Annotated in this window: 9 protein-coding genes; 7 read left to right on the top strand and 2 right to left on the bottom strand. The window is 43.5% G+C overall.

Going from position 1 to position 14,320, the window contains the following annotated elements; all coding sequences use genetic code 11:
• Positions 1–157: 157 nt before the first annotated feature.
• The 5 genes from ABE28_RS20610 to ABE28_RS20590 all read left to right on the top strand — a co-directional run bounded on the left by ABE28_RS20610 (position 158) and on the right by ABE28_RS20590 (position 7,636).
• On the top strand, positions 158–3,322 hold the full coding sequence (locus ABE28_RS20610) for an Ig-like domain-containing protein (protein WP_064462663.1): 3,165 nt from the start codon (positions 158–160) through the stop codon (positions 3,320–3,322).
• A 378-nt stretch (positions 3,323–3,700) separates the two neighbouring features.
• Positions 3,701–5,467 (top strand): right-handed parallel beta-helix repeat-containing protein, encoded by a 1,767-nt coding sequence (locus ABE28_RS20605; RefSeq protein WP_064462664.1) that lies wholly within the window; start codon positions 3,701–3,703, stop codon positions 5,465–5,467.
• Positions 5,454–6,095 carry a hypothetical protein gene (locus ABE28_RS20600; protein WP_064462665.1) on the top strand — a complete coding sequence of 214 codons (642 nt, stop codon included), beginning with the start codon at positions 5,454–5,456 and terminating at the stop codon, positions 6,093–6,095. Before ABE28_RS20605 ends, ABE28_RS20600 begins: the two co-directional genes overlap by 14 nt.
• Before the next feature lie 198 nt (positions 6,096–6,293).
• Positions 6,294–6,827: a GNAT family N-acetyltransferase gene (locus tag ABE28_RS20595; protein ID WP_064462666.1), complete on the top strand. Its 534-nt coding sequence runs from the start codon at positions 6,294–6,296 to the stop codon at positions 6,825–6,827.
• Between the two features lie 314 nt (positions 6,828–7,141).
• Entirely contained in the window at positions 7,142–7,636 is a 495-nt protein-coding gene (locus ABE28_RS20590) for a hypothetical protein (protein ID WP_064462667.1), read from the top strand.
• Positions 7,637–7,754: 118 nt separating this feature from the next.
• On the opposite strand, the gene ABE28_RS20585 is transcribed toward ABE28_RS20590, so the two are convergent.
• Positions 7,755–8,363 (bottom strand): hypothetical protein, encoded by a 609-nt coding sequence (locus tag ABE28_RS20585; protein ID WP_064462668.1) that lies wholly within the window; start codon positions 8,361–8,363, stop codon positions 7,755–7,757.
• Between the two features lie 130 nt (positions 8,364–8,493).
• Between ABE28_RS20585 and ABE28_RS26150 the strand changes: the two genes are divergently transcribed.
• Entirely contained in the window at positions 8,494–8,826 is a 333-nt protein-coding gene (locus tag ABE28_RS26150) for a hypothetical protein (protein WP_156775859.1), read from the top strand.
• On the opposite strand, the gene ABE28_RS20580 is transcribed toward ABE28_RS26150, so the two are convergent.
• Complete coding sequence (locus tag ABE28_RS20580; protein ID WP_064462669.1) at positions 8,735–9,637, bottom strand: glutamate biosynthesis transcriptional regulator GltC; 903 nt, start codon at positions 9,635–9,637, stop codon at positions 8,735–8,737. The two genes, ABE28_RS26150 and ABE28_RS20580, sit on opposite strands and share 92 nt — an antisense overlap.
• A 134-nt stretch (positions 9,638–9,771) precedes the next feature.
• Here ABE28_RS20580 and gltB point away from each other — a divergent pair, with 134 nt between their 5' ends.
• The gene (gltB, locus tag ABE28_RS20575) at positions 9,772–14,313 is read left to right on the top strand and encodes a glutamate synthase large subunit (RefSeq protein WP_064462670.1); all 4,542 of its coding nucleotides are present in this window, start codon (positions 9,772–9,774) and stop codon (positions 14,311–14,313) included.
• Positions 14,314–14,320 lie beyond the last annotated feature (7 nt).

Genomic DNA, 14,320 nt, shown 5'->3' with positions numbered 1-14,320 from the left:
CTTTGCTTGCTTGGTACATGGGAATCATTTTTCATTGAGATGTTCACTTATTTCGGCATTTTCCAAAGAAAAGGGAAAAAATTGGTTGATAAAATCTTATAGTGTGATAATTTGGTATAGTACTATATTTTTTTAACCAAATACTGGAGGTAAAAGCGTGAAACTTAACCAAGTTAGCAGATTGACAGCGTTTGTACTTATTTTTGCCTTGATTTTCAGTTTGATGATCCCGCAAAATTCACAGGCTGCATCTGCATCCATTGAAAATGTGAAAACGATCAAAAATGGCGACACATTGGACGGGAAGTTCGATAAACCTGATGTTCAATGGTACCAAATCGATCCGACAGCAGAAGAAATCCAGAAATTCTCCCATGTCGAGTTCGAGGTCAAATCGGATAAAATCTTGAATGTATCCGTCTATCAAAATAAGGAAAAAGCCGAAAAGGATGAGAGCGATTATTGGTATTCTTCCAATCCTGATGAAAATGCCGTCATTGATTTCCCCTATGCTTGGGAAGGAACGTATTATGTAAAAGTTGAATATTTTGGCGAAACGGATGATGAAGGAAAGCCCATCCCAGATGCCAAAAACGAAGCTGAATACTCCATCAATGCCCATTCGGTGACATTGCCGCCATCCGCTGGTGATGAAGGGATGGGACTTGAAGAATGTCCGGTCGAAGTGAGCGCGAACGACAAGAAAACGGGTGAAGCCTTGTTGAAATCACTCCGTGTATTCAGGGATGAAGTTCTCACGAAGTCGTCTGAGGGGCGCAGCCTGTCCTCTTTATACTATAAGGCCTCCCCATTCCTTGCTTACCATCTGGCTAGCAATAAAAAAGCCAGGGAAGCCGTTTATGATCATTTAGTCGTCATTAAACCGCTGATTGATGATCTTAATGAAAATGGTGCAAGCAGCACCGCAGTCATTAGCAACCAACAGCAAGTCGCAATCAAAGCATTATTCACCAAGTCGGAAGAAGTCGCTCCAGCATTATTGAAGAAGGATATGAACGGCTTTGCAAGCAAAATCAATCTGGATAAGCTTGCAGGTGAGAAGGTAGTCGATATCGCCAGCAAAGCCGGAATCGAGCTTCCTGCTTCAAAAAATACAAAAAACAAATACATCGTCAAACTTAAACCTGGTAAGTCATTAAGCTCCTTCCAAGCCAAGGTTAACGGAAATGGATTTGGAAAATTGTCGACATCTCAGAAGCAAGAGCCCATGTATGATGATATGTATGTTGTCGAGTTAACGAACCAAGCCAAGATGAGCACGTCAGCTCTATCGGCCATCGGAAAATATTCAGAAGTGGAATATATCGAGCCGGTCAAAACATATAAAGCTCTTTCAGCCGATATTCAGTCACCATATCAATGGTCATTGAATAATGCCGGTGGAGACGAAGGGATCAAGGGCGCAGACATCGATAACGAAAAACTGCAAGCCTTGATTAAAAAACGTAATCTGAAGGAAACATTAGTCGCGGTCGTCGACACGGGTGTCGATGATTCACTGGCTGATTTGCAAGATCGTGTCCGCATGGACTTAGGCAAGAATTTCATCGATAAAAAAGGTAATGCCATCGATGACAATGGCCATGGAACACATGTATCCGGAATCATCGCTGCCAAAGCGGATAATGGATATTCGATGCAAGGAATCAATCCATTAGCGAAAATCATGCCTGTTAAGGTCCTTGATTCTTCAGGCTATGGCGATAACGAGAAAATTGCACTAGGCATTAAATATGCCGTCGATAAGGGTGCCAAGGTAATAAACCTTAGCCTGGGCGGAGAGTACAGCAGGACGATCGAATATGCCTTGAAGGATGCAGCGGCGAAGAATGTAATGGTTATCGTGGCGAGCGGGAATGATGGGATGGAAGCTCTATCTTATCCGGCATCATCCAAATATGCGATTTCCGTCGGTGCAACCAATGCCCTGGATTTAGTATCGGATTATTCCAATTATGGCTTCCAATTGGACATGGTCGCCCCTGGGACAGCCATTCCGAGCCTTGTGCCTAATGGAAATGTTACGTACATGGATGGTACATCCATGGCAGCACCCCATGTTGCGGCAGCTACAGCTCTGTTACTATCCGCAAACCCTGGGTTGAAAATCAATGATGTAAGGAAAATCCTTCATGATACATCTGAATATGTGAAATTTGAAGAAGAAGATAATGTAGACCCTTATGAGGGCTATGAACCTGAGGATGGAGAAATCATCATACCTCAAGAAGAACTGCCTGTAGGCAAAGATTTAGTATCAGGATATGGAAGATTGAATGCGTACAGTGCACTAAGTGCAGTGGATCTACAAGCGAAAGTCAATCCTGTATTCGATAACAAAACAACCTTGACTGGAACGGCTAAAAAAGGTTCGGCAATAGAAGTGAAAAGCGGAAATAAATCGTTAGGTAAAGCAACGGCGGCAGCTAATGGAACGTTCACAATCAAGATTCCAGCCCAAAAGGCGGAGCAGATGCTGACTGTGCATATCTCCGATTCTGCCAAACTAGCAGTATCTTCAATTAAAGTATTCGTGAACAAGGGTGCAACCCCTAAAAACCCAACCGTTAAGTCTGTCAGTGACAAGGACGTGTATGTTGCGGGGCAATCGCAAGCCGAGGTGAAAGTCACGGTCAAAAACAGTGCGAAAAAAGTGATCGGTTCAGCAAACACGGACAGCAAAGGGAATTTCAACGTGAAAATCAGTAAACAAAAGGCTGGCTCCAAGCTGTCCGTCACAGCAACTGATCTAGCAAAACGGGAAAGCAAGGCAACTACCGTGACGGTTCTAGATAAAACAGCCCCGGATGCACCTAAGGTAAATGAAGTAAGCGACAGTGCCACCAAAGTAACCGGTAAGGCGGAAGCGAGCTCAACCGTTACGGTGAAGTACAACAATAAAAACATCGGCACGGCAACCGCTGATACTAAAGGGAACTATTCCATTAAAATCAGCAAGCAAAAAGCAGGATCCGCCTTATATGTCTCAGCAAAAGACAAAGCGGGCAATATAGGAAAAGCAACAAAAGCAACGGTTAAAGATAAAACCGCACCATCCGCACCAAAAGTGAATGAAGTGAACGACAAAGCAACAAAAGTAACCGGCAAAGCCGAAGCGGGATCAACCGTTACGGTGAAGCACAACAATAAAAACATCGGCACGGCAACCGCTGATAAGAAGGGGAACTACTCCGTCAAAATCAGCAAGCAAAAAGCAGGATCCACCTTATATGTCTCAGCAAAAGACAAAGCGGGCAATACAGGAAAAGCAACAAAAGCAACCGTGAAAAAATCCAAATAGCAAAACGAAAAGGCCGTTTAACATAACAGTTAAACGGCCTTTTTATTGTGGAAAAAAGTGTGCGTTGAGAATGGATTGGAAAAAGAGTGATGAAGCATTTTCCATGCAGTATTTCAAATATGGTATTTCCTGTTTTAATATTGGGACTTCACGTACCCTCCTATCTTGTAATATTAAATTTGATTTAAAAAAGTAGAGAGGAGAACGAACATGAAACGACAACGATTTTTATAGGGAATGACATTGGTGTGTTTCCTATTTAATTAAAAATCAACATATTCACGAGCTAATATGAACGAGGAAAATATATTTCACTTGCCTTATGGGCAAGTCTTCATCGTTATGTAATAGAAAAATATGGAAATTAGGTGTGTGTAGATGAAAATGTGGGGAAGTATCGTATTATTCATTCTGTTTACGGCCGTTTTCTTTTCGCTCCCATCCATGACATCGGCAGCCAATCCGGTTTGTGAACCAACAACAGGAACGACAATTCAACTACTTGACAACAACAATACCCTTATTGAAACGACAACATTAGCACCTGACTCTACAACGTCATCTGTTAGATCTACAATGAATAGTGCCATTCTTAGCGTTTCAAAATTTTCGAAGGATGGAGCAACTGGAAAACGAGGGACCGTTCTCTTATCAGAAGGTAATTTCACGGCGAGTGCCTTTATTTTGATGAGATCTGGAGTTACATTGGAAGGAACCATGAAGAATGGAAAGCCGGTCACGACAATCTGTACCGAATCAAAAAGTGACCCTGTTACCATAAAAATAATGGAAAGTTATGCAGGAATTAAAAATGTCATTCTGGATGGAAAACGAAAAACCGAAGATATGGTAACAGGGGAACCAAGGAAGTATCATGTTTCGCGTCATAGAGGCATCCAGGTTACCGCTATCGATCAAACGAAATCAACGGATGATCTAGTCAGTACGTACCCGACAAATGATAAAGAAGGTGACGCGAAAAGACTGAAACATATCACGATTGAAGATGTTCAAATTACCGGCTATGAAGGGAATGGCATCTATTTAGAGCATGTGGATGGGGTGACCATCAAAGGATCCGATACCGTTCATAAAAAAAGCATGAACATTACGGATATTGGCTATGCGGGCATCGGCGGCTCTTCAGCTAATAATGTGACAGTAAAACATACGACCGTGAGTGATCTTTGGCCGGGAGAAACTGTGGGAAGTTCCCAACAAAGCTACGGCATTGCCTTTAGCCACCGGAAAATCAATACTACGGATACCGATGCACAAGCCAAGTTCCCGCCAAGCGCCAACATTGTGGTCGATCAGAACGTGGTTGCCAACAATCCGACATGGGAGGGAATCGACACCCACTCGGGACATAACGTATCCTTCACGAACAATGTCATTTTAAATACACGTTTTCCGATAGTAGTTGGAGGAATGGAGTATGATGCGGGGAAAGTGTCTGCTTATCCGCCTCGAGACATTATGATTTCAGGGAATCGGATTAACAGCCAAAGAGTGGACATCCAAGATGATTATGCTGTTTATGATATAGAAAAGACTGACACGATTACAGAACGAGGCATCGCCGTTACCGGAGCACAATTTATGGATCTGACAAAAAGGGAAATGGGATTCCTGGAAACGGTCGTGATCAAGGACAATTATGTAAGCAATGTCAAAGCCGTTGTCGAGACCCGCGGGGGCATTAGCATTCATGTGACAAAAAATGCGACCCTTGAGGACAACACGATTGAAAACAGTTTCAACAACGGGATTGTGTTTCTTAGCTCCAACAAATTCACAAAAATTCAAAGAAACAACATTCATCATATAGAAAAATCAGAAGATAGCTTCATCCAAGCTGGTATTGGCATACGCGGGTCTCATAATAACGGGAACGTTAATAATGACTACACAACCGTGCCTTTGACCATGAACAACACCCTGATTGAAAAGGATAACTTGTTTACCGAGGTTGGGAATGACATTTATATTCAAAGCGGTTCGGTATATAATCTCTTGAATATCCGATACGATAACCCGCTTGATGTCATTCTGTTGACAAGCCATCATAAACAAGACCTGGAAGCATTGGCCGATATATATATTAAGATGGATAATGGAGGAATCGTCCTTGACTCTAAATAAAACCATAGCCGCATTAACTTTACTATTATTAATAGGTGGCTATCTTATTTATAAAGTATTCTTTGTTCCATCAGAGATGAGTGCCGCTAAAAGAAATACAGAAAATAATGCAGCTTCCTATATGGTGTTGGAATCACAAAACATCGTTGTCGGGAAGGATATTGATCAGGGTTATTATGATGTGAAAGCCCTTGATAATGAAGCGGTATTTGCCGGTGAAAAAATGCACAAAAATGCTGTACTGCATGCAGATCCCTCATATATGAATGAAAAATTTTCAATTAAAGGCGAATTTGAATTCAAGCCATCTGAATTTAAAAAAGTCGTGAAAAAAAATCAAAAACTCATCATGAAAGATCCTGGATATTATGTGGTCGGTACAGAAATTCCAGCGGGGAATTATGTACTATCAAGGACAACCGATACGGTCCGAGTGTTTGTCGATATAAAAGATGAAACGCAAACCGAAAGCTTGCAGACGATTCAATGGGAAATCGGTGAAAAAGTGAAAAAGCCAATCGTGCTTAACCTGAAAAAGGGCTATAACGTCTATATCGATAAGACAGGAAAAGATGAATTTATATCCAATGAAGGTGATTTGATATTGGAGGTGAAAGAGCAGGAATGATCGAAAGCCAATCATAATATAAGGGACCCTAATTGGGTCCCTTAATGCGTTTCAGTTGTTCACGATTCATAAGCTCTTTAAGTGTGAAGGTCGATACGATTTTAAATAGAGTGCTGACTATTTCCAATACATGTACAATAAAGGTAAGGATTTTCATTCAACTAAAGGGCGAAATATAAAAATAAAGGAGGAAGAATGATGATTGAACTACAATATTTTGAGCGTTCTAATATAGAACAATTAATAAACTGGATACCTTCAGCTGAATTTACATTGCAATGGGGCGGTCCTGCATTCCAATACCCGTTAACGTCAGAACAACTTGAAAAATACCTTGAAGAAGCGAACAAAGAAGATTCTGATACATATATTTACAAAGTAATAGACCAGGAATCGCAAAAAGTGATTGGACACATTTCTTTAGGGAGAGTAGACCGTGTGCATAAATCAGCGAGAGTAGGGAAGGTGTTAGTCGGCTCATCGGAAGTAAGAGGCAAAGGGATTGGTTCTGAAATGATGAAAGCTGTTCTGACAATTGCTTTTGAAGAACTGAAACTACACAAGGTAACCTTAGGTGTATTTGATTTTAATGCTTCTGCAATTCGTTGTTATGAAAACGCTGGATTTGTTAGAGAAGGATTTTTAAGGGATGCTCGTAAAAATGGTGATGAATACTGGAACTTGATTGAAATGGGTATTTTAGAAAACGAATGGCGTGAAATAAATAAGTAATGAGGGCTGGGCTGAATTTGAACTTTAAAAGGGGATACTACAACAATAGTAGTATCTCCTTTATTTTTTCAGAAGCAAAATAAAATGATTTCTTCATCTATTTAATGTACCTGCAAAAGTGATGGCCGCTACTTCATTAAAACGAACACTTACTCCGCCAATTGGCCCGCTTCCATCTTAAAGCATCAACTATACATCTTCATCATGCCAGATTAATTTTAAAAATAAAGACCCGTCGAAATTGTACGGATGAGCACGTATAATGGGTAGATTGATTAAAGGTAAAAAATGATAATGCTGAGGGGTTTTAAGACTTGAAATTAAAATTTACGATAATCATATTAGTGGTAGCGATCATGATTTTTATAGGATGTACAATTTATGAATATCAAACGAAAACGACAGATTTATCCAATGAAAATATTAATCATATATATTTATTGGACAGTTTGGAGAAGTATCGAAAGGGTCATTCTTTTTCAATCTCTAAGGATGTTAGCCACCCAGGCTATGAAATCTACAATATTGATGAAAATATCAATAAACGCATCACTGTTGATAAGACAAAAAATAGAACGATACATAGAATCGAAGCTTTTGATTCTAGCTCCAAAACTTCTCGAAATGTATCAATAGGTACATCTGTAACAGATTTAATCCGTATTTATGGAAAAAATTATAGAGAACGTTCGAGTGATCAAACGGACAAATTAATTGAATACGTTGATCGTGATCAGGATATTTTACTTTCATTCTTTATCTATGAAGATCAAGTGGAGGGTATCAATTTAGAAGTGAAGGATTTTTAAACCCTTCCAGTTGGTGCCATTATTGAGGAAAAGCAGCCATTCGTGCGATGGCTGCTTTTTAGGATATCCTCCAATATGCTGTAGTTTTCAGTTTATGGTCTGGACTATCATTGATAGCTTATTTTGTAAACTCACTTCTCAGCAGGTAGACGACATCATATGACTTTAATTCGTCGATATGACTATCCATATCATGATAAAAATCAGCGGAAAGAGAACGTATGCCTTCTTGACTGCTCGAATAACAAATGCTCCACAATACGGGCTTGTTAGTCTTTTTTAAATCGATTTTATCTGGACTGCCCGATACGCTGGGATCCTTCTTGTCCATTTTTTCAGGGTAAGTGGCTGTAGTCGTGCCGCCGTCATTTTGAATGGTGACATTGAACATAGAAAGCTTCTGATCGTCATCCGTTTTTGATGTCGTAAAAATGATTGTCCCATTCTTTTTGATCTCTGCCTTCATACGGCCTTTTTCAGCTTCGACAAGGTTACCAGCTTCATATTTTTCGACCCAGACAGACAATTCCTTGTATGTATCATCCACATTGAAATCGATAAGCATGGCGTTTTCACTCGTATTGGCGAGTATGGCCTGCTCCCTTGCTGTCAGCTTAGGGACGGAAAGAGCATTGTCCGCTTTTGGCTGGTCCTCCTTGCATGCAACGAGAGTTAAGGAGACTAGGCATAAGGCGAGCGATAAAAGGATTTTCTTAATGTTGTTCACCTCCGAAGACTATCATCCTAATTAAATCCAATTCTTATATATTATAACATTATCAATAGGATTAGAAGGCAGCGACCTATGGTTTTTCTGATGGACGCTCCATTCCACTGCAGGAGAATGCGCCTCAAATATGATGCAAAGCTTGAAACTCGCGAGTAAAAGCACGAAATTGGCGAGTAAAAGTGCTGAATTGGCGAGTAAAAGTGCCGAATTGGCGAGTAAAAGTGCTGAATTGGCGAGTAACGCAAGGAAATCGAGAAAAACGGCGCCAATTACGTGGGGAAAAATTGGCGAGTTATCCCGTATAAACGTAGCTCATCCCGATTTAGCGCCATCCCGGCTTAGGGGGGCAATATTGCTAATGGACGTGATCATTGATATTGCTCGAGAACAGAGAAGAATTTCTTGGCAAATTGGTAAAAAACCTTTTCGGAAGGGGCCAATTCCCGGTTTTTGGGCGTGATGATGCCGACAGTCCGTTTGACCTCGGGTGTATCGATGGGAATCTTGACGGTCAGTCGTGGGATGACTTCATAAAAGGTGCTGTCAGGCAGCAAGCTGACCCCAATCCCGGCTGAAACAAGTCCTTTAATCGAATCCATGTCTTCACCTTCCGAGGCAATGTTCGGTGTGAAACCAGCGGCCTTGCATGCTTCGATCGCGATGCTATGAAGGATGTATCCTTTTGGGTATAAGACGAATGGATCATTTCTTAAATCACTCAGACGCAGGGTTTTCCGTTCAGCGAGTGGGTGTGTGATTGGCAGTAATGCGGAAATATTTTCGGTGAATAAGATATGACCTTCGATATCGGGATCGTTCGTCGGGATTGGGCCAAGAAAGGCTAAGCCGATTTCACGGTTTTTGACTGCTTCCTTTAATGAGGAATAAGAGCCCTGCCTTAAATGGAACGCGATATTGGGCTGCTCATCCTTAAAGGCCGAAATGACGGTAGGCAGCAAATGGGTCGAGAGGCTGGATGGGAACCCGATCTTAATGGTTCCGTGTTCAGGGTCCAAAAATTCTTCGATTTGATCTTTGGCGTATTCAATCGCGGCTATTGCCGTTTTTGCATGAATCAGAAATATTTTACCAATTGGGGTTAACTGAATATTTCGGCCGATTTTTTCAAATAAATGAACGCCCAGCTCATCCTCCAGTCTGGAGATTTGCCGGCTGATGGCTGATTGGGCGATATGCAGGTGCTCTGCGGCCTCAGAGACATGTTCTCTTTCGGCCACTTCAACAAAATAACGTAATTGACGTAGTTCCATTTATTCATCCTCCGACCATTCATCTCAAAATGAGATAGTTTATACAAGAATTATATATTGTTTATATCGATTTGAAAACCTAGAATAAAATGTAAGTGACATAACGGTGTAAGAATACGATGGGGGCGATTATTATGACATACAATCAAATACCAAAAGCACAAGGGCTCTACCATCCTGAATTTGAACATGATGCATGTGGGATCGGTTTATACGCTCATTTAAAAGGGCTTGCTACACATGACATCGTCAAACAAGGACTGAAGATGCTGTGCCAATTGGATCATCGCGGCGGACAAGGCAGTGATCCCCTGACGGGAGATGGCGCAGGACTGATGGTGCAAATCCCTGATAACTATTTTAGGCTGGCATGCCCGGAAATGAATTTGCCAGCAAAAGGGCGCTATGGTGTAGGTATGCTCTTTTTCTCAAACGATGATGATGAACGGAATGAAATCGAAGCTCGCTTGAATGCATTTATCGAGCAAGAGGGCCAAACGCTATTAGGCTGGAGAACGGTTCCTGTGGATGCAGGGAAAATCGGGGAGGTCGGCAAGGAGACATGTCCGACGATCCGCCAAGTTTTCATCGGGGCCAGTGAAACGATATCCGATGATTTAGCGTTTGAGCGTAAATTGTTCATTATAAGGAAGCAAGCGGAAAAATGGGCCCGTGAACGTGGAAACCGTTTTTATTTTGCCAGTCTTTCAAGTGCGACGATCGTTTACAAAGGATTGTTGACTCCGGAGCAGGTGGATGCCTTTTATCTTGACCTTCAACAGGAAGATTTTGTTTCGGCTTTTGCTTTAGTACATTCCCGCTTCAGTACGAATACCTTTCCGAGTTGGGAGAGGGCGCATCCGAACCGTTATCTGATTCATAATGGCGAAATCAATACGCTTAGAGGTAATGTGAATTGGATGAAGGCGCGTGAACAGCAGTTTGTGTCGGAAGCATTCGGAGAGGACCTGAAAAAGGTGCTGCCAATTTTGGATATAGACGGAAGTGATTCCTCGATACTTGATAATGCACTTGAATTCTTCGTGCTGGCCGGACGTAAACCGGCTCATGCGGCCATGATGCTCATTCCTGAGCCGTGGACGGAGAATCCGCATATGACGAAAGAAAAGAAGGCATTTTACGAATATCATAGCATGCTAATGGAGCCTTGGGATGGACCGACCGCCATTTCCTTTACGAACGGCAAGCAAATCGGGGCCATCCTGGATCGTAATGGTCTTAGGCCGGCACGGTATTATGTGACAAAAGATGATTATATCATTTTTTCCTCTGAGGTCGGCGTTATCGATGTAGAGCCTGAAAATGTACTATATAAAGATCGTTTAAGCCCAGGAAGAATGCTGTTGATAGATTTAGAGGAAGGCCGCATCGTCTCCGATGAAGAAATCAAGACGGAAATGGCTCAGGAAAATCCTTATCAGCAATGGCTGGACGAACAGCTTGTTCAATTAAGCGACGAAGAACCGCCACAAGGGGAACCGATCGTTGACTTGCTCTTCAGGCAAAAAGCGTTCGGATACACATATGAAGATGTTCAAAAATATTTATTGCCAGTCATCAACGAGGGGAAGGATCCACTTGGAAGCATGGGGAATGATATTCCGTTGGCTGTCTTATCGGATCGCCCCCAATCACTATTCAACTATTTCAAGCAATCCTTCGCCCAGGTGACCAATCCGCCAATCGATTCGCTGCGTGAACAAATCGTCACGTCCACGATGACATTCCTTGGTGCGGAAGGGGATTTGCTGAAACCGGATAAAACGAACAGCCGCCGCATTCAATTGGATACACCTGTATTGACGCCAGGTCAGGTGCAGCAAATAAAAGAGAATACGTTTCCGGAATTCAGAAGCAGGGTGATCCAGACTTTATTTTCAGAAGATTTGGAGAGCGAGCTCGACCGCATCTGCCGTGAAGCGGAGCAGGCTATTTCCGAAGGCATCAGCGTATTGATCTTATCCGATCACGGTTTGACCGAAAAAAATGCTGCCATTCCTTCCCTTTTGGCTGCGAGTGCCCTTCATCAGGAGCTTATCCGCCATGGGAATCGGACGAAGGTGAGCATCATCGTTGAATCGGGGGAAGCAAGGGAGGTCCATCATTTTGCATCACTGATCGGGTATGGAGTGGATGCGATTCACCCGTATCTTGCCTATGAAACGTATAAACAGGCTGTATTGGAAGGAAGTTTGGCCGTCAGCTACGAAGAAACGGTAAGGAAATATGTACGCTCGGTGACGGAGGGCATCGTAAAAGTGATGTCGAAGATGGGGATTTCCACGATCCAAAGCTATCGCGGCGCACAAATCTTCGAAGCGGTCGGAATCGGCGCGGATGTCATCGAACGTTATTTCAGCGGTACTGCCTCGCAGCTTAGCGGGATCGATTTGGAAACGATCGCGAATGAAGCGTTGATACGCCATAGAAAAGCCGCTGCTGGGTCCTATGACCAGTCGCTTGAAAGCGGAAGCGATTTTCAATGGAGAAAAACGGGCGAACATCATGCCTTCAATCCCAAAACGATCCATACCTTGCAATGGGCCTGCCGCAAAGGCGATTATCAATTATTTAAACAATATTCAAACTTGGCGAATGAAGAAAGACTCGGGTTTTTACGTAATTTATTCTCGTTCGATCAAACTCGCCAAAGCATTTCCATCGATGAAGTCGAATCCGTCGAATCGATTGTCACCCGTTTTAAAACGGGCGCAATGTCATTCGGTTCTTTGAGCCAGGAAGCACATGAAACATTAGCGATTGCGATGAACCGTCTCGGCGGAAAAAGCAATAGCGGTGAAGGCGGGGAACATCCAAGCCGTTACCATTTGGATCAAAACGGTGATAATCGCCGCAGTGGGATCAAGCAAATTGCCTCAGGGCGTTTTGGGGTGAAAAGTCATTACCTCATCAATGCTGATGAGCTCCAAATCAAGATGGCACAAGGAGCAAAGCCGGGAGAAGGCGGGCAGCTTCCCGGAAACAAAGTATATCCGTGGGTCGCAGAGGTGCGTGGTTCCACACCTGGTGTAGGCTTGATTTCACCGCCTCCGCATCACGATATCTATTCGATTGAAGATTTGGCACAGCTGATACACGATTTGAAAAACGCGAATCGTGATGCAAGGATCAGCGTCAAGCTTGTGTCAAAAGCAGGTGTGGGGACGATTGCAGCCGGTGTTGCGAAAGGTGCCGCAGATGTCATCGTCATCAGTGGCTATGATGGCGGTACGGGCGCATCGCCTAAAACAAGCATAAAGCATACTGGGCTTCCTTGGGAGCTGGGCCTTGCTGAAGCGCACCAAACCTTGATGCTGAATGGACTGCGCAGCAGGGTGGTCCTTGAAACGGACGGAAAGCTGATGACGGGGCGCGATGTAGTCATGGCGGCAATCCTCGGCGCGGAGGAGTTCGGATTTGCTACGGCCCCGCTTGTAGTCCTTGGGTGTGTCATGATGCGTGCCTGTCATCTGGATACATGCCCGGTAGGGGTAGCTACCCAAAACCCTGAGCTTCGCAGCAAGTTCACTGGCGATCCTGATCACGTCGTGAATTTCATGCGCTTCATCGCTGAGGAAGTGCGGGAAACGATGGCGGAGCTAGGATTTAGAACGCTGGAGGAGATGGTCGGCCGCACGGATGTTTTGCAAGTGAGCGAGCGGGCACAAAACCATTGGAAAGCGAAGCACCTCGACTTGACGACACTGCTTTACCAACCGGAGGGAATCCGTACGTATCAACTCCCTCAAAACCATAAAATTGAAGAAGCATTGGATATCCGAAAAATTTTACCAATGATTCAGCCTGCATTGAATGATCAAGCTCCGGTCGATGTCTGCTTCCCGATTACAAACGTGAACCGTGTTGTCGGTACGATTGTCGGCAGTGAAGTATCCAAGCGTTATGGAGAAATCGGCCTGCCTGAAGATACGATCACACTACGTTTTACCGGATCTGCGGGCCAGAGCTTCGGTGCCTTCATTCCAAACGGGATGTCTCTGTATTTGACGGGTGATGCCAATGATTATGTCGGGAAAGGTTTATCCGGCGGTAAAATCGTTGTTTCGGCACCAGCGGGCAATAGAATCGATGCCGGGGACAATGTCATTGCCGGGAATATCGCCTTATACGGTGCAACAAGCGGCGAGGCATACATTAATGGACGTGCCGGAGAACGATTCGCGGTACGGAACAGTGGAGTCAATGTCGTCGTTGAAGGAATCGGGGACCATGGTTGTGAGTATATGACTGGCGGTCGCGTGGTGATTCTCGGCAATGTCGGCAAAAACTTTGCGGCGGGCATGTCAGGCGGCATCGCGTACGTCCTCGCTGATGATGCGGAAGAATTCAAGGCATTGTGCAACCCTGAAATGATAGAGTTCGAGACGCTTGACGAAGATGCAAGCGAGGTTAAAAAGATGATTCACAGTCACCTTCATTATACGAAAAGTGCCAAAGCTTCTTATGTACTGGAGAACTGGGATGATTTTTCCAAGAAATTCGTGAAGGTCATACCAAAGGATTACAAACGGATGATGAGAAGCATCGAAGAGCAGAAGCAAGCAGGCTTAACGGATGAGGAAGCGGCGATGAGCGCCTTTCAAGCCAATGCCGTTCAAGATAAAAAAAACACAAAACAAGCAGTGATGCTGTAAGAAAGGG

The organism is Peribacillus muralis, assembly GCF_001645685.2.
Taxonomy (GTDB): Bacteria; Bacillota; Bacilli; order Bacillales; family DSM-1321; genus Peribacillus; species Peribacillus muralis_A.
Note: the sequence above shows the minus strand (reverse complement) of the source record. Positions and strands in the feature narration are given on the sequence as shown.

Bases quoted from the DNA above. Each gene is read 5' to 3' on its own strand.
- ABE28_RS26150 (WP_156775859.1), top strand. From the start codon at position 8,494: ATGATGCAAAGCTTGAAACTCGCGAGTAAAAGCACGAAATTGGCGAGT.
- ABE28_RS20595 (WP_064462666.1), top strand. From the start codon at position 6,294: ATGATTGAACTACAATATTTTGAGCGTTCTAATATAGAACAATTAATA.
- ABE28_RS20580 (WP_064462669.1), bottom strand. From the start codon at position 9,637: ATGGAACTACGTCAATTACGTTATTTTGTTGAAGTGGCCGAAAGAGAA.
- ABE28_RS20605 (WP_064462664.1), top strand. From the start codon at position 3,701: ATGAAAATGTGGGGAAGTATCGTATTATTCATTCTGTTTACGGCCGTT.
- gltB (WP_064462670.1), top strand. From the start codon at position 9,772: ATGACATACAATCAAATACCAAAAGCACAAGGGCTCTACCATCCTGAA.